We start from the raw sequence: 20,527 nt of genomic DNA on the forward strand, positions 1-20,527 counted from the left end.
TGCCGCCGGCCTATGGCGATGGTTGCTGATGTCATCTGCGCTCCACAATGTTCGCCGGAGAGGGGCCGCCTGAATGGCGAGAGCTTTCGAGCGTCCCTTGCCGCATATAGCCTCGCTCAGTGTCTGTTGCTTTGCGCCAATCCGGGACTCAGTGCGCTGATCGATATCTCGCAACCCCCGCTGCTGATGTCGAAGCCTTCTTCGCCTGGCTCTCGGAGCAAGGCGATCTCTTTTCGCTGATTGCTGAGATCGGCATTCGGTCCTTGAAAAGCTTTCGCACCCTCGAGCTCGTATTGGTTCGGATGCTGGAGCGGATCCTGGGGCGCGGTTTCCTACGGCATCTACACGATGTCGATCATCGAGCTCGGCGAGCGCTTCACCGGCTCGACACTGGTCGCCGGCAATGCCGCCTTCTCGCTGATGTGGGGCGTTGGCGGCATTGCGGTGGCGCCGTTGGCGGGCACCGCCATGGATGTGCTGGGTGCCGGTGGGCTGCCGATCACGCTTGGCCTGATGTGTCTGGCGCTGGCGATCGCGAGCGTCGTTGGTCGAAGGTCAGCCTGATGCGATCGTGGGATGCCGCAGCCGGTCATCCCCTTGCCATCTCGAAATTGTCCATATGTCACAATCGGCATGACGTTCCTCAAGGTGTATCCGACGCAGCATGTCCTGAATTTCAGCGACACGGTCAAAGTCGGCTATCAGCCAAACGTGGGACAGTTCCGAATTCGCAAATACGTCGGGGAAGCCGCCGCAATTGGTCAACGCACTTATAGGGTGATCCGTCGCGTCGGCGTCGATGTCCGGCGTTCTCGTCTTGATGGCATGAACCCGCCGCCAATCGAGACCTGCAAACATGGCTTCGAACTGGGCGTGGGTCAGTATCATCAGTCCATCCTTGATACCGAGGCCAGGTGAAGCTGCCATGACGATACCGGAGCCATCCCAGTAGATTAGCTTCAGCCGATCTGCCTTACGAGCGCAACCCCAACGATGCAGACTGACTGCTCATGAAGGGTCGGTTGGTGACCTGTCGTGGGCGACACGAAGAGGCATTGACTTGTTTGGAGGCAGCCGATCGCCTCAATCCACTGCGCTCTCGCTGGTCCCGTCCTTTGTCCGGCATCGCCCTTTTTTCCCTTCGGCGCTTTGAAGAGGCCGCCCATGCGTTCAAACTGACGCCGGTGCCAACCCCACGGTCGGTCGCGCGGCTCGCGGCGTGCTACGCCCAGCTTGGTCGGACAGCAGAGGCACAGGCAGCCGTGGCGGAGGTCCTGCGGCTGCAGCCCAATTTCTCGACGGTCGAATACACGCGCAAGAGCGTTTTCCTTGAACACGCCGACGACCGAGAGCTTCTCCGCGAAGGACTGACCAAGGCGGGATTGCCGGCGTGAGGGGCCGTGCCAGAGCAGTTGGTGGCTACCGTGGTGACGGTCGTTCCGTCGCGCAGCGTGTCCGACAGATGCGCCTGTTTCTCCTCATCGCTCTCCGCCCCGACCAACTGGCCGAATACGCTCGGCAACCTCGCTCCCGGTGGGCCGTCAGGCCGTCATTTCGCTGCCCTGAGGTCCGTCGATGAAACTGAAGGATATGGCACCAAGAAGCAACGTCAAACCGGGCTTGGCCTGATCGAGACGTAGCCCGACCCCAACGACAAGCGCAATCAGTTGGCCCGCCTGTCCGGAAGGGGTGAAGGGGTCCTCAACTCAATCGCTCATTTCATTGAGGAGGATCAGACCTTCGGACAGCAATACCGTGAGGTCGGTGCCTCCCATCCCGGAATGATCTGGCGGGATGGCGCCAAGCGCAATCGACGCTTGGGGATTGTGCCCGCTAATCCCATTAGTCCCCACCGCTAAAAGGCCGCCACAAGCGGCAGCGCCCATAGGGCTGCAAACATTCGGGAACCGATGTCTGGTGCGTGCGTTCGAGCATGGGGACTGCGCTGTCAGCCGCATACTGGCAGTCTCCCGAGGAGGTATCCCCTATGACCGCGTACAAAGTCGGTTATCTCATTGGCAGCCTTGCCAAGGGCTCACTCAATCGGAAGCTGGCCAAGGCGCTGGTGAATTTAGCGCCGGCCGAGCTCTCGATGACTGAAATCCCATTCAAGGACCTACCGCTCTACAGCTACGACTACGACGCAAATTTTCCTCCGCCGGCAAGGGCCTTCAAGGATGCACTCGCCGGGGTCGAAGCCGTGTTGTTCGTCACACCGGAGTACAACCGCTCTATCCCAGGCGGATTGAAAAACGCGATCGACTGGGCGAGCCGTCCCTACGGTCAGAACTCGTTCACCCGTAAGCCGTCGGCTGTCATCGGCACTTCGCCGGGTTCGATCGGCACCGCGCTGGCGCAGCAAAGCCTTCGCGGCGTTCTTGGCTTCTGCAACTCCCCACAGATGAACTCGATCGAGGCCTACATCCAGTTTAAACCCAGCCTGATCACCGACGAAGGTGAGGTCACCGACCCTACGACCGAGGAGTTCCTGCGCGACTACATGCTGCAATTCCACGGCTTCATTGCAAGGGTCTATACCGCCCTTCCCAGACCGGACCTAACGCCTGTCGAATAGGGGCTTGGCGTCCACAAGTCCCCGACACATGCCGTAGAACCCCGCCACCGTGGGGCAGCGGGCTCGTCGCGCCCCCGCGATTGGAATTCGTTTGGTTGCCGGTTCTTCGACTTTGTTTGGGCATATCCAGCGCAGCCTGATGATCACTTATAGAACCAGCGATCCTGATTAGGCCCAGTAGCGTTGAGGATGAGACCCAATAGCAGACCTAATGCGGCGCCGAGAATGAAGGCGCTCGACACCGTACCCGGATTGTCTTCGACGGCACCGGAAACAGATTGAGCCCCAGTCCGGAGCACCTGGGCTGTACGGCCAGCGCGATCGGCAGCGCGGTCATACCAGCCTGTGGCTTCCTCGATGGCCTCTTCGGCGCGCTCTGCCAGCGTTCGATTGATCTTGTTGATTTCCCGCTTCAGCTGAGCGACCTGCTTCTCCAAGGCTTCCTGAGCTTCGCGCTGGGTCGGTCTCGGTGTCGCGGCTTCGTTTTGGTCGGCGGCCATTTTCAACCTCCCTTGATTGTCATGCTCAACGGCTGGCCGCTGCGTAAGGTTCCTGTCAGCGAAAAAAGCCCGCCACCGTGAGGCAGCGGGCCACCAGTTGCCTTCGCGCTCAACTCAGGCGAGCTGCAAGGCGCCTGATATCTGTGGCGATCGACAGGAACGCCGCGTTCGGATCGCCAAAATCCTCTAGTCCCAATATGTCGCTCACGCGAAGCTTTACCGTCATGCCTTCAAGGGTATGGGCAGGGACCGCGCAAATGCGCTTGCCTATTTCCCATTCCTCGTCGCAAATCGCGTTGAATGCTTCTTCGGCAGCGTCAACCCCGTCTTCGCGGTTGATCTCTTCCCATTTGGCGGTGCGCGCATCCTGCAAGGCCTTGTTCTCAGCTTTCTGTTCTTCGATCTGCTTGGACCATGCGGCGTAGATGGCCGGCCTCTTGTTGTGCGCCATGTCTGCAATCGTCATGGCGTTGAACGCAGTCCTCACGTCTTCCGGCATGTCTCCTTCCACGCCGAAGGTCTCGGCGGGTAGAGCTTTTCGCATCGTCTACCAACCTTCCTGCATACCTTCGCCGCTCTTTCCCTCCGGGTGCGGGCTTGTTCCAGTTCCTTTTCGAGCCGGAACAGCTCGGTGTCTGCGCTTTCGAAGTGCGAATGATTGATCATGTTCATCGGATATTCCTTCTCTCCAGGAAACCCGCCGCTTCTGTCAGTCCAGATGATTCGGCTTTACGTGAGGTTACCGCTGCGATGGAGGCGGCACCGATACGGGCCAGGATGGTGCGGCGGGAAAATCTCCCGATGGCAGCGGGCATAGCTTCGCGGGCCGCCGGAACCTAGGTGAACGGCATTTGGAATTCCCCTTCAGTTGTGATACTTACACTTGTGAAAATAGCACAAGAGCGAAGAGTTGTGAAGCCTGCACAAGTGAGGATGGCTAGAGCCGCTTTGAATTGGTCGTTGGCCGACCTGTCAAAGGCCGCCGGAGTTCATCGCAACACCATCTCAAATTTCGAGACAGGCAAGTATGGCGGTTCGGAGGATGCCTTGGCTGCAATCGAGCGCGCCCTCGAATCTGCCGGCATCGAGTTCATCGCCGAGAATGGCGGCGGCGCCGGGGTGAGGCTGCAGAAGCCCTGAGATCCCGAGGGGAGCCGGCTTGCGCGTGCGCGCCAGTTGCGCGATTGTCCATCGCAGAGATAGGAGGGCTTTTGGCTTTTGATGGCCTCAGCGCTGCTATCGCGGCAGTTGCGACGTTCTTTGTGCTTAACAGTGACTACAACCCGTTCGCATCGCCAATGAGCCGAGCTTGCGAAGCAGTCCTAAAGAAACGACTTCACGCGCCAGCCGGCTATAAGCGGGTAGAGACTTCGGAAAGTTCCGAACCCATACCTTTGGAAGACTATTTAAAGGACCGCGACGCCACCACCGAATCAGATCGGGATCTATGGACCAGGATGTACAGCGACGACTCCGGTCGCAAAAATCCGCCGACAAAGTTCACGCTCTTCATCGCCTATGACGCCCCCCAACGCCTATGGAACGCCGGTTCGTGGCCTTTCAATGTGCGAATACCGATCCCTCTCAGCCAGCAAATCCGACGCAGCATGGTATTCGGTGATTGTCGATAACTTCACGCAGACTGGTTGGTTAAGAGGCTAATACTCAAGGGCAACGTGCAGAAGTGATTCCGCTCTACATCGCCGCAATCGGTGTCGTGATGCTCGCTGGCGCGGTCTGGCGCTATAGGCAGCGCGACATGCTAGGGATGTCCGTCTGCCTCCTGATGGCAGCGTTCGCGGTTTTGTTGCTGGTGCTTCCGGCGAGGCCCTAACGTCGCTTCGGCTTCGTCGTGATCTCTTCCACCCGGGCGTTCACGCCGTCCTGCACCATTGCCTGCTCAAGCGCGTCCGCTTCGGCCTTGTCCTTGGTCGTCAAGATCGTGCGCCAACGGGGCTTGTCGAACACGCTGACGATAGAGGTCGTGGCCCGGCTTGTCGTGACCTATCGGAGCCCGAAGAAGCTCAATATCGCCAACACGATGACAATCGCTCCAACGATCCAAATGATATTGTTCATGATCATTCTCCGGTTTAGGAAGCCCGCGCCTCTCCGAGGCCTGATCTTTGGCAGGCGATGGAGGCACCACTGATGCAAGCTTCAACTTTTAGAAGCCGCTAATGTTCCCTTCGATCGAAAGTCGGCTTCCAGTCGCGGTTTCGCTCCCGCTGCAGGCCTTCCAGCCCGCCTCGGAGCACCTTTTGTCCGGTGGGACGAGACGGGCTGCGGAAGCTCGAAGGGGGCTTCCCGCTTCAAAACTTCGTGAGCCGCCAATTGTTCCATTAGTCTGCGCTAAAATGCCACCCCGCTACGCCTCAGTCCGCCAATTTAGCTTTCGCTAATAGCTGGTGCGATGACGCCATCTCGTGGGGATTCACAGCCTCCGGGTTTCAATGTATGTTGCTCGGCATGGAACGGGCATTCGATGACATCGCTGCCGCCCTCAGAGAGCCCCGCCAGGACTTGTGGCGCCCTGTCCGCGCCATCGGCCCTTGATCTTGCCGGCAAGCTGCTGATGGGCGTTGCAATCGGCCTTGGCGTAGGACTTGTGATGGCGATAGCGGGTTAGGATGGCGGCGGCGCCGGTGTGAGGCTCCGGAAATGGAAGCGCCTTGAGAGGGTTGCGCAAAAGGCGCGCGTGCATGCGGTATCCGTCGTACTTGATTTCGTGAAGCCAGTTCGGGCCGTCGGGCGCTTCGTCGACGAGACGCGTGAGCTGGGGCTCGATCCATTTCGGCGGATGCGTTGTGTTCGGCTTTGTAGGACTCACCGTCTTGCGCGCCAATTCACATAAAGCGTCGTCATGCGGGCGAGACTACCACATGATGGCGGTATATCCGCTGCAGCTTCTATCGGAAATCCCGCGTCTTCACCTTGATGCGGTCGATGTGCTCGTAGGGATCGACGATATCGCGCGTTTTCGGCATGCCGCGCGGATCAACGCCCGATCCGCCATGATGGGCCTCGTCACCGCGGCCGTGTGGCAATGGAAATGGCGTGTCGCGGTTTCCGACGCTGGCGAGTTCGGCCGATAGATCGGTCAACTCGTGGGCAACGAGATGCACCACCTCCCCTTCCCGCTGGATGCGGCCGCGCACGCCGAGCATGGCCGACGAAAGAAGCACGCGCCGGAATTTCTCGAACACCTTTACCCAGACAACGACGTTGGCGGCGCCGGTCTCATCCTCCATGGTGAGGAACATGACGCCTTTGGCCGAGCCCGGCCTTTGCCGCACCAGCACCAGGCCGGCGGCCTCGAGCCATCGTTTGTCCCGCGCCTGCATGGCTTCCTGGCAAGTCACGATGCGACGCCGGCGTAGATCGGCGCGTAGAAACGACACCGGATGGCTGCGCAAGGTCAGCCCGACATGACCGTAATCCTCGACAACTTCACGGCCCGCCGTCATCGGCCTCAGCGCGATGACAGGCTCGTGGATTTCAGGCACCGTTTTCTGTTCACGGGACGTGGCGGCCGCGAACAGCGGCAAAGGTTCATCGCGCAGCGCCTTGATCGCCCAGAGCGCATCGCGGCGGGCAAGGTTCAGATCCGGCAGAAATGCGTCGGCCTCGGCGAGCTGGACAAGTGAAGCCGCCGGCACGCCGGCGCGGCGCCAGAGATCGTCAACCGAGAGGAAGGGTTCGTCGGCCCGCGCCGCGACGATTGCGGCCGCGTCATCATTGGCGAGACCCTTCACCATGCGCAGGCCAAGCCGGACAGCGAAGCGATCTTCGGCATCGGTCGGCTCGAGCGTGCAATCCCAGCGGCTGGCATTGACGCAGACCGGACGCACCTCGACGCCATGATCGCGAGCATCACGCACGATCTGGGCCGGCAGATAAAAACCCATCGGCTGCGAATTCAGAAGCGCGGTACAAAAGACATCGGGATGCCAGCATTTCACCCAGGACGAGGCGTAGGCGATCAGAGCGAAGGAGGCGGCGTGGCTTTCGGGAAAGCCGTAGCTGCCGAACCCTTCGAGTTGCGAGAAGGTCTTTTCGGCGAACTCTGGCGTGTAGCCGTTGGCGATCATGCCGTTGATCAGCTTGTCGCGGAATTTCGAGACGCCGCCAGTGTGCTTGAAGGTGGCCATGGCGCGGCGCAGCTGATCGGCCTCGCCGGCGGAAAAGCCGGCGCAGACCATCGAGACCTGCATCGCCTGCTCCTGAAACAGCGGGACGCCGAGCGTCTTGCCGAGCACGCGCTCGAGCTCCGGCGTCGGAAACGTCACCTCTTCCGTCCCATCGCGCCGGCGAAGGTAGGGATGGACCATGTCGCCCTGGATCGGGCCGGGACGGACGATCGCAACCTCGATCACCAGGTCGTAAAATGTCCTGGGCTTCATGCGCGGCAGCATCGACATCTGCGCCCGGGATTCGATCTGAAACACGCCAAGCGTCTCGGCCTTGCGGATCATCGCATAGGTTCGCGGATCCTCGGCCGGGATCGTCGCCAGATCGAGGACAATGTCCTTGTGCTCGGACAGGAGATCGAATGACCGCTTCATACAGGTGAGCATGCCCAGGGCCAGGACATCCACCTTCATGAATTTGAGGGCGTCGATGTCGTCCTTGTCCCATTCCACGACCTGGCGATCCTTCATCGCCGCCGGCTCGATCGGCACGAGGCCGTCGAGCCGGTCATGCGTCAGGACAAAGCCGCCCGGATGCTGCGAGAGATGACGCGGCGTGCCGGCAAGTTGCGCGGCGATGGTGGCGATGGGCAAGGGAGGCGCGATCGTCAACGTTTCCAGCCAGGCGGCGCTGGTCGCGCTCGACGGCCACATTTCCTACCGCTCATCCAAGGCCGCGCTGGAAAACAGAGCTGGGCAAATACAATATCCGGGTCAACAGCGTGAACCCAACCAGTCATGACACCGATCTCATTGGGCCATTGGAGTCAGCCGCATGTCGCCGAGCCGTTCCTGAAACAGATGCCGCTCGGCCGCTGGGCGACGGAAGATGAAGTCGTAGGCCCAATCGTGTTTCTGCTCAGCGACGCCGCTTCGATGATCACCGGGATTCACCTTCCCATCGACGGCGGCTACACGTGCCGATGGGGCCTGTGACATCGTCCTAGAGAAAAGCTGATGCTGCCGGTTCTTCGAACTTCGCCGCGCCGGTCATGATGGCAACGACATCGGCCATGGTGTGGGTTTTCGGACTGACCACGGCCGCGCGTTTGCCCAGGCGCATGATTTGGATGCGGTCGGCGATTTCGAAGACGTTCGGCATGTTGTGACTGATCAGGACCACGGGCAGTCCGCGTTGCCGGATGGCCCGGATCAGGTCGAGCACCTGGCCGGTTTCGCGCACGCCGAGCGCTGCCGTCGGCTCGTCCATGATCGCAAGTTTCCTGGCGAACAATGCCGCCCTGGCGACCGCGACGCCCTGACGCTGGCCGCCTGACAGCGCTTCCACGGCGCTGCCGATCGACGGCAGGCGGAATTTCAGCTCCGCCATGCTGCGTTCCGCCTCCGCTCGCATGCCCTTTTTGTCGAGCATGCGCAGTACATTGCCGAGAAATCCGCGGCGGCGGCGTTCTCGGCCAAGAAACAGGTTGCTGGCGATGTCGAGCGCGGCCGCAACGGCGAGATCCTGGTAGACCGTCTCGATGCCGAGCTTGCGTGCTTCCAGCGGACCCTTGAAGTGGACGGGTTGGCCGTCCAGCAGGATGTCGCCGCTGTCGGGGACGATCGCGCCGGTCAGCGCCTTGATCAGCGAACTCTTTCCAGCGCCGTTGTCACCGACCACCGCCAGGATTTCGCCGGCGCGCAGTTCGAAATCGACACCGTCGAGAGCGGTGACGTGGCCGTAGCGTTTGACCAAATTGCGGGCTTCGAGGATGACGCCACCCGGGGTGGTCACCACTGGCGCTCTCGGCTCGACAGGCGTCATCACCGCCTCCCCCTGGTCAACTGATCGAGCGCGACCGCCACGATCACGAGAATGCCTGTGATCAGATCCTGCCAGAGCGGGTCAATGCCGGCGAGCGTCAGCCCATTGCGCAGGACGCCAACGATCAGCGCGCCTATCAGGGTGCCGATCAATCCGCCCCGGCCGCCGAACAGGCTGGTGCCGCCGATGACGACGGCGGTGATGGAATCGAGATTGGCGGTCTGCAAGGCATTGGGGTCGGCATTGGGGATTCGGCCGAGCGCCAGCCAGGCCGCGATCCCGTAAATGAACGCCGCTAGGACGTAGACCGACAGCAGGAGCCGGCCAACAGGTATACCGACGAGCCGGGCGGCTTCCGGATTGTTGCCGACCGCGTAGACATGCCGTCCCCATTGCGTCTGGTTGAGAAGGAACCAGACCATTCCATAGAGGAGGAGCATGATGATGACGCCGTAGGTCACGATGAAACCGTTCAGGCGGATGGTGTTTCCCGTCCAACCGAGAAAGTCGTCGTTGACCGCAAAAGCCCCGCCCGCCGAAATCAGCCTGAGGGCGGCGGTGATGATGCCCAATATGCCGAGGGTCACGATAAAGGGCGGCAGGCGCAGGCCGCTGATCAGGCTCCCAGCCGCGACTCCGGCCGCTGTGCAGGCAAGAACTGCCAGGGCCATGGCCGCGACCGGATCATAGCCGCTGTTCGCCAGCTTTCCGGCAAGGATTGTGCCCAGTACGCATATCGCCCCCACTGCGAGGTCGATGCCGGCGGTCAGGATGATCAAGGTCTGGCCAATGGCCAAGGTGCCGATGATCACCGTCTGCTGGAGAATGATCGACAGGTTTTGCATCGCGAGAAACCGCGGATTAGTCAGCGAAAAGATCACGCCGAAAGCAAGCAGCACCAGCAATGGGCCCACCGATGGCGTGCCGATCACCTTCTTGGCAATGCTGGACATCCTGCCGAAAGAGAGTGCCGATGGCGAATTCATAGTGCCCTCTGGAACGGTCGCCATGTCTACCTCAAGGGTTGGGCCGGAAAACGAACGGGACCATGCCGATACAGACCGTCTTGTCGACGGCCTGTCCGGCATGGTCCCGCCGGGAGGATTCAGAAATCAGTCGCCCCAGCAGTTCTTGAGGCCCCATTCGGTATCCTTGGAGTCGATCCCTTCAATAGGCTTGTCGGTGATCAGGAACGAACCCGTATTGACGAACCCACTCGGCTTCTTGCCGCTGGCGGCATAGTCCACGACCGCATCGACACCCATAGCCGCCATCTTGTAGGGGAACTGCATGACCGTCGCGGCGATCTTGCCGGCCTTGACGTCGCGAACGCCGGCGCAACCGCCGTCGATGGAGGTCAGCATGACATCGGCTTCCTTGCCGAAGGATTTCAACGCCGCATAGCCGCCGGCGGCGGCTGGCTCGTTGATGGTGTAGACCGCATTGATCTCGCCGTTCTTGGAGAGCAGGTTTTCCATGCCGACCTGGCCCTTGTCCTGCGCGCCATTGGTGATAGCCGAGCCGGCAATGGCCGGATCGCCTTCGGCAAGCCCGAAGCCCTTCAGATATCCATTGTGCCGGAACATATCGACCGTGCCGCCAGGCGTTCCATCAAGCATCGCCAGCACCGGCTTCTTGTCGCCGATCGCCTTGCGGGCATAGGCGCCCTGCTGCACGCCGGCCTCGAAATTGTCCGTGGCAAACGTCGCGTCGACGGCGTCGGCCGGATCGGTCGCGGTATCGAGCGCGATCACGAGCACCCCCGCATCGCGCGCCTTCTTGATGACACCCAGCATGCCGGTCGAATTGTTCGGCGTCACCAGTATGCCTTTGGCGCCGGCGCTGATCAGATCCTCGATCGCAGTGACCTGGCCCTCATTGTCGCCGTCGAACTTGCCGGCACGGGCGATCAGCTTGGCGCCCTTGGCCTTGGCCTCCGCTTCGGCGGCCTGACGCATTTTCACAAAGAACGGGTTGACCTCCGTCTTGGTGACGAGGCCGACAATGACTTCCTCAGCCGAGGCATGGCCACTCACTGCAAAGGCGGTCCCGAAGAACACCAGGCCCGCAACGGCTGATTTCGCGATGGTTCCGGATTTCGCACCGGTCGACATAGGCAAAGTGGACATGAACTCCTCCCAAGTTGTTGAACCTTTCTCCTCAAAGGCTCACCGAGTTACGCACATGTTTTGCATACAGTCAAACATTATATCGTGAATTATGTATGTTTTTATACATAATCCACGATACGCGCCCCATATCGGACGTGCTCTGCACGACGAGGACGGCGATTCCGCAAAACGACGGGGCTGGCAATCGCTCTGTTCAGGCCACCGATTTCGCTTCTTCCTCCGGCCGCTCGAGCGACGCCGCCCTGTTCAGATCGTGCATGGCGTTGCGTACGGTCCGGCTGTCGCTGAGCTGCCTATAATTCTTGTAGAGGGACCGATAGGCGGCCGCGCCTTCGCGGCGGGGGTGATAGGGCGTGAAGGTGCGCGCGCCGAACCGGGCCGTGCCTTCGGCGAAGCCGCTCACCAGTTCGGCCGCGACCGCACCATGAACCGCCGCGCCGACGGCCGTTGCATGGGCAATGCTTGGAACCTCCACGACGCGCCCCAGCACGTCGGCCATGATCTGCACCAGCAATGGATTGTTCTGGGCCAGCCCGCTGGTCAGGATGACGCGGTTGATGGCAAAATCGCCGGCTTCGAAGAGGTCGACCACCGTGCGAGCGCCAAAACACAGCGACTCGATCAGTGCACGGTAGATGCCCGCACCGGTGGTTTCGGTGGTGAGACCGAGAAGCAGGCCGCTGAGGTCTGAATCCGCAAGCGGCACCCGGTTGCCGTTCCACCAGTCGAGCGCCACGAGATGGTTGGTGCCGGGTTCGAGCGTGGCTGCCTCGCGGTTGTAGATACGGAAACTTTCCGCCTCGTCGGAACCACGCGGAAAGGCCTTCACGAACCAGGCGAGCGTGTCGCCAAACCCCGCCTGCCCGGCCTCGTAGCACCAGAGATCGCGAACCGATCCATCCTTGGCCACGCCTTCGATGCCGGGTGGCAATGGACGGAACTGCTCGTTCAAAAAGAGATAGACCGCCGATGTTCCGAGCGCGCCGACGAGACAGCCGGACGACACGGCCCCGACCGCGGGCAGCACGACGTGTGAATCAATCACCGCCACCGCCACGACGGCGCGGCCAGTGATCCCCGTGCGCATCCGCCATGGCTCGGATAGGCTTCCAGCCGGAGTGCCAATACGGTGCGGCTCCGACAGCCTTTCGGAAAGACCTGGCACGATCCCCTGGGGATAGCCTTCCGCCTCGGAATACTGGGCCTTGTAGGCCGCAAAACCCAGACTGCGCACTTCACAGCCAGTCAACTGCCAGACAAGCCAATCGCCGGATTCGATGAACCGTCCGGCCGCTTTCCAGATGCGCGGTGCTTCGTCCGCGATTTGGGCCGCCTTCGGCAGCAGCCATTCGCCGGAAAGCTTGCCGCCGAAATTGCGCAGGAAGGCCCCGCCCCGGCGGTTGATCGCATCCGCATAGGGCTGCGCGGCGCGATGCTTCCACAGTTTGACATAGGCATGAGGCTCGCTTGGGTAAAGGTCGGAAAGGGCCGTGCCGTCGGTGGTGGTCGGCATCGGCGAGCTTGCCGAAAAGCCGAGCCCAATCGACTCGATGACCCGGCCACGCCCAAGCACGCCGAGGATTTCTTCCGTCGCCTCAAGATAGTCGGCGGCATTCTGCAACGCCCATGACCGCGGCAACGGCGTGCCATCAGGAAGGCTTTGGGTCATGACGTCATGACGGTAGGCATGCGTGTGGCTGCCGATCTGCTCGCCGGTTGCTGCATCCAGAAGGACGCCGCGAGCTGAGCCGGTGCCGTAATCCAGTCCGATAACGTAAGTTGCGGTCATCTCGCCTGCTGCCCTCCCAACTCCGGCGACGCAGCGCGACGATGTTTCTCAAGCGCCCTGTAAACCGCCTTCTTGACCGCCTCAACGGTGAGGTGGAAATGCTCGTAGAGCATCTCGGCCGGGGCCGATTCGCCAAAGGAGTCGATGCCGACACACTCACCCTCAAGGCCCACATATTTGCGCCAATAGTCGGTGACGCCGGCTTCGACGGAGATGCGGGGAACGCCGCGCGGCAGCACCTCGGCCTTGTAGCCGTCATCCTGCCGGTCGAAGGCACTGGTGGACGGCATGGAGACCACACGAGCCTGGATTCCTTGCTTCGCGAGCTGCTCCTGTGCGCCGACAGCGAGCTGTATTTCGGACCCGGTCGCGATGATGACGGCGTCCAGCCGGCCATCTTCCCGGCGCAGCACATACCCGCCCCTGCGCACAGCTTGAACCTGGGCCTGGTCGCGCGGCTGAAACGGCAGGTTCTGGCGGCTAAGCGCGAGACTTGTCGGCGTCGCCGCCTGCTCCAGCGCAACCTGCCAGGCAACCGCCGTCTCAACGGTGTCGCATGGTCGCCATACGTCCATGTTGGGCATCAGCCGGAGCGTCGCCACCTGCTCGATGGGCTGATGCGTCGGACCATCCTGACCGAGCGCGATGGAATCATGGGTAAAGACATAGATGGCGCCGAGCTTCATCAGCGCTGCCATCCGCAGGGCGTTGCGCGCGTATTCCGAAAACATCAGGAACGTGCCGCCGAATGGACGAAACCCGCCATGGGCCATCAGGCCGTTCATGATCGCGGCCATTCCGAACTCGCGAACGCCGTAGTAAATGTAGTTGCCACCCGAGACGGAGGTGATCGGCTCGGCTCCCTTCCAAAGGGTGAGGTTCGAACTGGCGAGATCTGCCGAACCGCCTATCAGCTCGGGAAGGAAGCCGGAAAAGGCCTGAATGGCGTTCTGGCTTGCCTTGCGTGTGGCCAGCGTTTCGGCTTTTTCGACGGTTTGCGCAACGAACGCATCCGCCTTGGCGGCGAAGGCCGTGGGAAGATCGCATTTGGCTCGCCGCTCGAACTCCGCCGCTTCATTGGGGTAGACCTCGCGGTATGTCTCGAAGCGGCGGCGCCAGTCGGCCTCGAGCATAGCCCCTCTGACCGAGGCGTTCCACGCGTCGCCAATCTCTCTTGGAACGTCAAACGGCGCATGCGGCCAGTCGAGAGCAAGCCGAGCCCCGCCGACTTCGGCGGCGCCCAGCGGAGATCCATGGCAATCGTGACTGCCCGCCTTCGTCGGCGCTCCCTTGCCGATCGTGGTCTTGCAGCAGATCAGCGTCGGGCGGGTTGCATGCGCTTTTGCCGCGGAAATCGCCCGGTCGACCGCCTCGACATCGTGCCCGTTCACATCGGCAATGACCTGCCAGCCATAGGCCTCGAAGCGCTTGGGCGTATCGTCAGAAAACCAGCCGCCGACATGGCCGTCGATGGAAATGCCGTTGTCGTCGTAAAGCACGATCAGCTTGCCCAGACCGAGCGTTCCGGCAAGCGAGCACGCCTCATGCGAAATGCCTTCCATCAGGCAGCCGTCGCCTGCCAGGACAAAGGTGTGGTGGTCGACAATGTCGTGTCCGGATCGGTTGAATTTCGCGGCCAGCGTCTTTTCGGCAATTGCCATGCCGACAGCATTTGCGAGGCCTTGCCCGAGCGGCCCGGTCGTAACCTCAACTCCCGGCGTATAGCCGAATTCGGGATGGCCCGGCGTCCTGCTACCAAGCTGCCGAAACTGCCGCAGATCATCGATCGAGACATCGTACCCAGTGAGATGGAGCACGCTGTAGAGCAGCATCGAGCCGTGGCCATTGCTGAGCACAACGCGGTCGCGGTCGGTCCAGGCCGGATTGGATGGATTGTGACGAAGGTGCCGGTGCCAGAGCGCGACTGCGATCTCGGCCATGCCCATCGGCATGCCTGGGTGGCCGGACTTGGCGTTCTCGACCGCATCCATTGACAGCGCACGGATGGCATTCGCCAGGAGATCCGGGCGGGCGAAGTCCTTTTGCGCTGACAACATGTGAGATTCCGTCGATCGAGTGACGGAGAAACATCGCAACAGCGCGGGGCGGCCCACGCAAGTTCATCCGTTCCTCCCGGACGACATCCTCTTAGCTGCCGATATATCTTTAAGTCAACGTGTTATTGCATGTTTTTGTACAAAAGTTATGCAGCTTTCTTGCAGACATGCCTTTATCTCCCCGGGGTTTATGGCTAAATCTCAGGGCGAACGGGAAAGTGCGGAATGGTCAGGACAAATGGTACGGCGGAGCATCCCGCCCTTGCAAACAGCGGGCAAATTCTCTCGCTGATTGCCACCGGCGCCGCCACGTCCCGGTCGGCGTTGCTCGAGGCGTCGGGATTGTCGCGCGTGACCGTCACCCAGCGCCTGAATGCGCTGATCGACTCCGGCCTGATCCGCGAGACGGCGCGCACCATGCCGAGCGGCGGGAGGCCAACGCGCGTGCTTGGAATCAATGAACGGGCGGGCTTCTTTCTCGTCGCCAACATCGGCGAAACCTACATCCATCTTGCCGCCATGGACCTCGAACCCGCTGTCGTCTCGCAAAGTACAATACCGTTCAACGCGTCGGACGGACCGGCGGTTTCCCTTGAGCAGATTGCCGACGGGTTCGACATCCTCGCAGCGAAGGCCCGGACCAGCCATGGCTCGCTTTTCGGGGTCAGCCTCAGCATGCCCACGCCGGTCGATTTCAAACGCGGCCGCGTCGTCGGTCCTTCGGTGCTTCACGGGTGGGACGAATTCGACATCATCAGCTGGCTGCGCCGTCGCTTCGATGTGCCAATCTATGTCGAAAACGACGTGAACCTCATGGCGATCCACGAGCATCGCCAGAACTTCCCGCATGTCGATGACATGTTCTTCATCAAGGCTGGAACGGGTATCGGCAGCGGCATCATCGCCGGCGGCAAGATCTTTCGCGGCGCTCAGGGCGCGGCCGGCGACATCGGCCATATCCAGTTCAACTCCGAGAACCCGCCGTTGTGCCGCTGTGGCAAGCTCGGTTGTGTCGAAGCCCGCGCCGGCGGCTGGGCGATTGCCCGGGATCTCTCGAGCAAAGGCTTCAAGGCGGAGAACGCACGCGATGTCATATCGCTCGTCGAAATACAGAAGCCGGAAGCCCTGATGCTGCTGCGCAGCGCTGGGCGGGTGATCGGCGAAGTCGCCTCAGATGTCGTCAGTATTCTCAACCCAAACCTGATCGTGGTGGGCGGCACACTCGCCAAGGGTGGAGAGTTTCTGTTGTCGGGTATCCGCGAACTCGTCTACCAGCGATGCCTTCCACTTGCTACGCGCGAGTTGCAGATCGTGCTTGCCAACCCGCAGAAGGATAGTGCCCTTTTTGGCGCTACCTATCTGGCGCTTGAGGATATCTTCAGCCTCAGGAAAGTGGAGGAACTCATCGATCGACTTGCCATCGACCGCGCCAATCCACTTTCACAAGGCGGCAGGATTTCCGGATGACGCTGTTTCAGGTGACACCCATGATCATCGCGACAAGATCCTTCTGAACGCCTTGGCGTATAGTCATCTCGCCGACACTTCGGCCTTGCCGCATGACGACAGCACGATCCGCCACGCGCACGACGTGGTCCATGTTGTGGCTTACAATAATGACTGACAGGCCTCGCTCCGGCAGGCGTCTTACCATCGTCAATATCTCGTCGGATTCGCGCACACCAAGTGCCGCCGTGGGTTCATCCAGAATGACCACCCGGCGGGCGAACGCCACCGCCCGTGCAACTGCCACAGCTTGACGCTGGCCGCCCGACATCAGTCCGATCTCCTGGGAGGGTGAGACATGGCTGACGCTTAGCGCGCTCGCATGCTCCCGCCACTGTCTCTGCTCTTGTCCGGCGGAAAGGAAGCCCAGCGGACCAAGCCAGCGTGGCCACGTCTGCTCGCGTCCAATCAGGAAGTTGTCGGAGACGGTCAGATTGTCGAAAACAGCAAGATCCTGAAATACGGTCTCGATGCCCGATGCACGCGCGTCGGCGGGCGAACGCAGCCGCAGTGGGCGTCCGTCAAGCTCGATGTCACCGGAATCCAGCGTTACGATGCCGGTGATCGCCTTGATGAGTGTCGACTTTCCGGCACCGTTATCGCCGAGCAAGGCAACAATCTCGCCCTCATGAAGGTCAAGCGACGCACCAGCCAGCGCCGTGACGAACCCGTAGGCCTTGCGCGCGTCCCGCACCGAGAGAACCAGACGCGCATCGGAGGCCACGTTGGAAATGCTGTCTGGCGAGGCGATGCTCATTGGCTCACCTGTCTCGCGCGCAGCGTTCGAATGCGGGTCTCGATGTGTTTGCGCAAGACATCGAGTTCAAGTGCCAGCAGGATGCCGATGCCTATTGCCACCGATGACCAGAACGGAGAGACGTCGAGTTGCTGAAGGCCACTGCGGATCGTGGCGATGACGAGCGCGCCGAACAGCACGTTGGTGATGCTGCCGCGACCGCCGAAGAGACTTGCGCCGCCGACAACCACCGCCGTGATGGCGTCCAGCTCATAGCCGACGCCCGAAAGAGGCGAAGCCGACCCGGTCCGACCGTGATACAGCATGCCTGCAATGCCCGCTGTGGTACCACAGATGGCATACGCGCTCATGATCAACCTGTCGCGCGGAAGCCCAACCCATTGCGCGACATCCGGATTGCCGCCAACCGCATAGAGCCAGCGGCCCCATTGCGTACGCCGCAACATGAGCCAGAACAACCCTGCAAGAACCAGGACCATCAAGGCGCCGGCAGGTATGCCCAGCATCTTGCCGTTTGCCAGCCAATGCACGGCGGGCGAAACACCCACGAGCGTGTTGCCGCCGCTGATGAGCAATGCGACACCGGCAACAATGCCGAGCATCGCGACGGTGACCACGAGGGGCTGCGGAATGCCGCCCTTGACGATGAGGAAGCCGTTGATCAGTCCGACAATCAGACCAACAAGAGGATAGATGACCAGCGCAATCGAGCTGGGTTGATCGACACCGGTGAGCGTGGCCGCCGTCACGACGCTCAGCGCTATGACGCTGCCGACCGAGACATCGATGCCGCGAACCAGGATCACGAGGAATTGCCCTAGGCCCAAGGCGCAGACAATCGCGCTTTGGGCCAGCAGGTTCTGAAGATTGCGCACCGATAGGAAATGTGGGGCAAGCAGGCCGAATGCCACGATCAGCGTTACCAGAATTATGATCGGGCCGGCCTGCAACAGCCACAGCAAGACAGAGAGGTGGTCGCGGCGTCCTGCCGCCGTGTCAGGCGACTTCCCCACAATGTCGACATGTGCTTCCATGGATGGCGCTATTTCACGACGTCATCAACATTGCCGGCCACCACGTCGGAGACCGTCTTCAGCATGCCGCCAGCATTCTCCGAGGTTTGGACGGGCTGCGCCGGCACCACCACAAGCTTTTCAACGCTTTTACCGCGCACCAGGTCAGCAGTGGTGTCCGTGGCTGTTCTGGCGATCACCTCGAACGGGTAAGGGACCGTGAACTTCCAGTTCTTGTTGCCCTTAGCGATCGCCTTCAGCGCGTACTCCTGGCCGCCGACCGAACCAACGATGACATTGGAGCCGGTTGCCTCGAGCGCCTGCAGCGTGCCCTGTGCCGAGACGTCAAAGATATCGTAGATGCCGACCAGATTTGGATGCGCGTTCAACATGCCCTCGGCGATCGTGCGCGATTTCTCGGGGTCGCAACGGGCGTCGCCCTCGGCAACGATGCTGAACTTCGTACCTTTCAACGCATCCTTGAAAGCATTGATGAACGCGTCGGTATCCGCCAGGCCCGCAATACAGCGGATGACGCCAATCTCGCCTCCCGCAGGGAGTTGTTTGGCAAACTCCTGCACGACTGCCTTCTCGGCCCCGACGGGATCATAATTCACCTGCGCCGTCAGGTCGTCGATCGGCGGTGGCGCGCCGTCGAAGGACAGCACCTTGATGCCTTGCTTGGTCGCATCGTTGAGCGCGCTTACCAGTTCCTTGGAGGTGGCACCGGTGTTGACGCCGATAACGTTGTAGCCTTCAGCGGGGGCGTTGACGATTTCCTGAATGAAGAAATTGACGTCGCCGCGCGAGGTACCCGATTTGACGTCGATCTGGACATCTTCAATTTTGCCTGCCCGGCCTTTGGCGACATTGTACTGGCGAACATAGGCCTGATCGCCGAGGTACGAAAAGAGCATCAGCCCCTTGGGCTTTTCACCTGCAAAAGCGCCAAAGGCAACGCAGCAGCCTGCCGCAAGCAAGGTCGCGACGGAAGCGTGCAAAACCAGCTTCGATTTCATTTTTATCTCCTCCCTGGGTGTCGAGGCCCTCCCGAAGTCAGCCTCCATCTGACGATACGCCATCTCCACCAATATGTCTATCTTCATCTAAATTATGGGCTGATTTTGTTCATTTTTAAGCATAACTCTATGCCGACGCAGGTTTGCTCCGGCTCCCGATTGAACCGGTCGTGCGATAGAGCGTGACGGACTGGAGGGCAAAGATCGATGGCCTTCCGCGTACCTCTGTCAGAGGTTCGGTCAGCCAATTGCCCGTGATCGCCGGAGACTAGCGCTTGATCTGGTCGAGGCGGTCGACCGCCTTGACGTTCTCCGCCGAAGCGCCGGCAGGGTCGAAGCTGGAGGCCAGATATTTGTCGACAATCGCTTTCGCCAGTTCGGGCCCTATCACGCGTGCGCCCATGGTGATGATCTGAGCGTTGTTGGACTTGGCGGCCCGTTCTGCCGAATAGGTGTCGTGGGTCAGGGCGGCACGTATTCCCGGCACCTTGTTGGCGGAAATCGAAACTCCGATGCCGGTTCCGCAGAACAGCAAACCGCGCTCGAATTCGCCATCGACAACCCGTTGAGCAAGCCTCTGCAAGATGTCGGCGTAAAGGCCAGGCTGGCTTAGATCCGTTACCGAGACGCCGGCGTTGGCGCCCGGCCTTGTCTTTGGTGGCGTCTATTCGGGTCGCGGTGTGGCACTCTCCATGTCGCTTGGCCAGGAAATCGGTCGCTGGGCGGCAGGTCGGCGCACGAATGAGCAGATGTCGCTTCCGGTCACCAATATGAAGCCGGTCCCGTTCCATCCGATCGCGGTGCAGGTCGCCAACCGTATGCACGGCTGGGACCGATTCCAGGATCGCTCTTGATGAAGCCGCAGATGCTCCCAAGCTTGCCATCACACCGAAACTATGGCCGCTTCAATACCTCCGGGCTGCAACGTTCCAGACTGCCTTTTATGCGACTTTCGAAGCACAAATCATGAACCTGGGATGACGGGGTATTCGGTTCAAATTCGCCGCTGGCGTCAGCTTCGCGCCTTGTTTCGGACGCTCAAGGGCCGGACACTCATCTTCCAAAAACTGCCATACCCACCGAGGGGGGTCGATGGCCAACATGAGGTGGCTTGCGGACGGACTGCGTGGGTGGTTATTTTGTGAAGGCTGCCTTTCCTCCGGTACTGGTTCTCGGCAGCAATACGACACGATGCTGCTTCCAGCGCAGGTCTCGCCGTCCTGC

General features: G+C 61.0%; 20 protein-coding genes and 2 pseudogenes. 9 read left to right on the forward strand and 13 right to left on the reverse strand.

Annotation, left to right across the window (positions count from 1 at the left end; genetic code table 11):
• Positions 1-318: 318 nt before the first annotated feature.
• The 4 genes and pseudogenes from NKH57_RS22415 to NKH57_RS22430 all read left to right on the forward strand — a co-directional run.
• A pseudogene (locus NKH57_RS22415) lies at positions 319-564 on the forward strand (MFS transporter); the annotation flags it as partial.
• 12 nt (positions 565-576) lie between these two features.
• On the forward strand, positions 577-918 hold the full coding sequence (locus tag NKH57_RS22420) for a hypothetical protein (protein ID WP_156938616.1): 342 nt from the start codon (positions 577-579) through the stop codon (positions 916-918).
• Between the two features lie 197 nt (positions 919-1,115).
• Positions 1,116-1,394 carry a hypothetical protein gene (locus tag NKH57_RS22425; RefSeq protein ID WP_352947381.1) on the forward strand — a complete coding sequence of 93 codons (279 nt, stop codon included), beginning with the start codon at positions 1,116-1,118 and terminating at the stop codon, positions 1,392-1,394.
• A gap of 593 nt (positions 1,395-1,987) precedes the next feature.
• Positions 1,988-2,575 (forward strand): NADPH-dependent FMN reductase, encoded by a 588-nt coding sequence (locus NKH57_RS22430; RefSeq protein ID WP_352487003.1) that lies wholly within the window; start codon positions 1,988-1,990, stop codon positions 2,573-2,575.
• A gap of 143 nt (positions 2,576-2,718) precedes the next feature.
• Here NKH57_RS22430 and NKH57_RS22435 read toward each other — a convergent pair whose 3' ends face one another.
• Entirely contained in the window at positions 2,719-3,075 is a 357-nt protein-coding gene (locus tag NKH57_RS22435; protein ID WP_352487004.1) for a hypothetical protein, read from the reverse strand.
• 109 nt (positions 3,076-3,184) lie between these two features.
• Positions 3,185-3,574 (reverse strand): hypothetical protein, encoded by a 390-nt coding sequence (locus NKH57_RS22440; RefSeq protein WP_352487005.1) that lies wholly within the window; start codon positions 3,572-3,574, stop codon positions 3,185-3,187.
• Between the two features lie 434 nt (positions 3,575-4,008).
• On the opposite strand from NKH57_RS22440, the gene NKH57_RS22445 reads away from it, so the two are divergent.
• Positions 4,009-4,215, forward strand: coding sequence for a helix-turn-helix domain-containing protein (locus NKH57_RS22445; protein WP_031260989.1), 207 nt, complete (start codon positions 4,009-4,011; stop codon positions 4,213-4,215).
• A 1,363-nt stretch (positions 4,216-5,578) separates the two neighbouring features.
• On the opposite strand, the gene NKH57_RS22450 is transcribed toward NKH57_RS22445, so the two are convergent.
• Together NKH57_RS22450 and NKH57_RS22455 are read right to left on the reverse strand one after the other, a co-directional pair.
• Positions 5,579-5,920 (reverse strand): hypothetical protein, encoded by a 342-nt coding sequence (locus tag NKH57_RS22450; protein ID WP_352947385.1) that lies wholly within the window; start codon positions 5,918-5,920, stop codon positions 5,579-5,581.
• A 64-nt stretch (positions 5,921-5,984) separates the two neighbouring features.
• Complete coding sequence (locus NKH57_RS22455) at positions 5,985-7,919, reverse strand: helix-hairpin-helix domain-containing protein (protein WP_352947388.1); 1,935 nt, start codon at positions 7,917-7,919, stop codon at positions 5,985-5,987.
• Here NKH57_RS22455 and NKH57_RS22460 point away from each other — a divergent pair.
• Both NKH57_RS22460 and NKH57_RS22465 read left to right on the forward strand, forming a co-directional pair.
• Positions 7,852-8,007 carry an SDR family NAD(P)-dependent oxidoreductase gene (locus tag NKH57_RS22460; protein WP_352947390.1) on the forward strand — a complete coding sequence of 52 codons (156 nt, stop codon included), beginning with the start codon at positions 7,852-7,854 and terminating at the stop codon, positions 8,005-8,007. The two genes, NKH57_RS22455 and NKH57_RS22460, sit on opposite strands and share 68 nt — an antisense overlap.
• Entirely contained in the window at positions 8,004-8,201 is a 198-nt protein-coding gene (locus NKH57_RS22465) for an SDR family oxidoreductase (RefSeq protein ID WP_352947392.1), read from the forward strand. The genes NKH57_RS22460 and NKH57_RS22465 overlap by 4 nt, the downstream gene beginning before the upstream one ends.
• A 7-nt stretch (positions 8,202-8,208) precedes the next feature.
• On the opposite strand, the gene NKH57_RS22470 is transcribed toward NKH57_RS22465, so the two are convergent.
• From NKH57_RS22470 to tkt, 5 genes are all read right to left on the reverse strand, one after another.
• The gene (locus NKH57_RS22470; protein ID WP_352834144.1) at positions 8,209-9,030 is read right to left on the reverse strand and encodes an ATP-binding cassette domain-containing protein; all 822 of its coding nucleotides are present in this window, start codon (positions 9,028-9,030) and stop codon (positions 8,209-8,211) included.
• Positions 9,030-10,040 carry an ABC transporter permease gene (locus NKH57_RS22475; protein ID WP_352834147.1) on the reverse strand — a complete coding sequence of 337 codons (1,011 nt, stop codon included), beginning with the start codon at positions 10,038-10,040 and terminating at the stop codon, positions 9,030-9,032. Before NKH57_RS22475 ends, NKH57_RS22470 begins: the two co-directional genes overlap by 1 nt.
• A 102-nt stretch (positions 10,041-10,142) precedes the next feature.
• Positions 10,143-11,159 carry a substrate-binding domain-containing protein gene (locus NKH57_RS22480; protein WP_352834150.1) on the reverse strand — a complete coding sequence of 339 codons (1,017 nt, stop codon included), beginning with the start codon at positions 11,157-11,159 and terminating at the stop codon, positions 10,143-10,145.
• A gap of 196 nt (positions 11,160-11,355) precedes the next feature.
• Positions 11,356-12,951: an FGGY-family carbohydrate kinase gene (locus tag NKH57_RS22485; RefSeq protein WP_352834153.1), complete on the reverse strand. Its 1,596-nt coding sequence runs from the start codon at positions 12,949-12,951 to the stop codon at positions 11,356-11,358.
• Positions 12,948-15,008, reverse strand: coding sequence for a transketolase (gene tkt, locus NKH57_RS22490; RefSeq protein WP_352947397.1), 2,061 nt, complete (start codon positions 15,006-15,008; stop codon positions 12,948-12,950). The genes NKH57_RS22485 and tkt overlap by 4 nt, the downstream gene beginning before the upstream one ends.
• 225 nt (positions 15,009-15,233) lie before the next feature.
• Between tkt and NKH57_RS22495 the strand changes: the two genes are divergently transcribed.
• Complete coding sequence (locus tag NKH57_RS22495) at positions 15,234-16,475, forward strand: ROK family transcriptional regulator (protein WP_352834159.1); 1,242 nt, start codon at positions 15,234-15,236, stop codon at positions 16,473-16,475.
• A gap of 7 nt (positions 16,476-16,482) precedes the next feature.
• Here the strand turns inward: NKH57_RS22495 and NKH57_RS22500 are convergent, their stop codons facing one another.
• The 4 genes and pseudogenes from NKH57_RS22500 to NKH57_RS22515 form a co-directional block, all read right to left on the reverse strand.
• The gene (locus NKH57_RS22500; RefSeq protein ID WP_352834162.1) at positions 16,483-17,271 is read right to left on the reverse strand and encodes an ATP-binding cassette domain-containing protein; all 789 of its coding nucleotides are present in this window, start codon (positions 17,269-17,271) and stop codon (positions 16,483-16,485) included.
• Positions 17,268-18,305: an ABC transporter permease gene (locus NKH57_RS22505; protein ID WP_352947400.1), complete on the reverse strand. Its 1,038-nt coding sequence runs from the start codon at positions 18,303-18,305 to the stop codon at positions 17,268-17,270. Before NKH57_RS22505 ends, NKH57_RS22500 begins: the two co-directional genes overlap by 4 nt.
• Before the next feature lie 8 nt (positions 18,306-18,313).
• Positions 18,314-19,390 (reverse strand): sugar ABC transporter substrate-binding protein, encoded by a 1,077-nt coding sequence (locus tag NKH57_RS22510; protein WP_352947403.1) that lies wholly within the window; start codon positions 19,388-19,390, stop codon positions 18,314-18,316.
• A 181-nt stretch (positions 19,391-19,571) separates the two neighbouring features.
• Positions 19,572-19,937, reverse strand: a pseudogene (locus NKH57_RS22515) (RpiB/LacA/LacB family sugar-phosphate isomerase); the annotation flags it as partial.
• Between the two features lies 1 nt (position 19,938).
• Here NKH57_RS22515 and NKH57_RS22520 point away from each other — a divergent pair.
• The gene (locus NKH57_RS22520) at positions 19,939-20,157 is read left to right on the forward strand and encodes a hypothetical protein (RefSeq protein ID WP_352834168.1); all 219 of its coding nucleotides are present in this window, start codon (positions 19,939-19,941) and stop codon (positions 20,155-20,157) included.
• Positions 20,158-20,527: the final 370 nt, after the last annotated feature.

It is taken from the genome of Mesorhizobium sp. M1050, assembly GCF_040318715.1.
Lineage (GTDB): Bacteria > Pseudomonadota > Alphaproteobacteria > Rhizobiales > Rhizobiaceae > Mesorhizobium.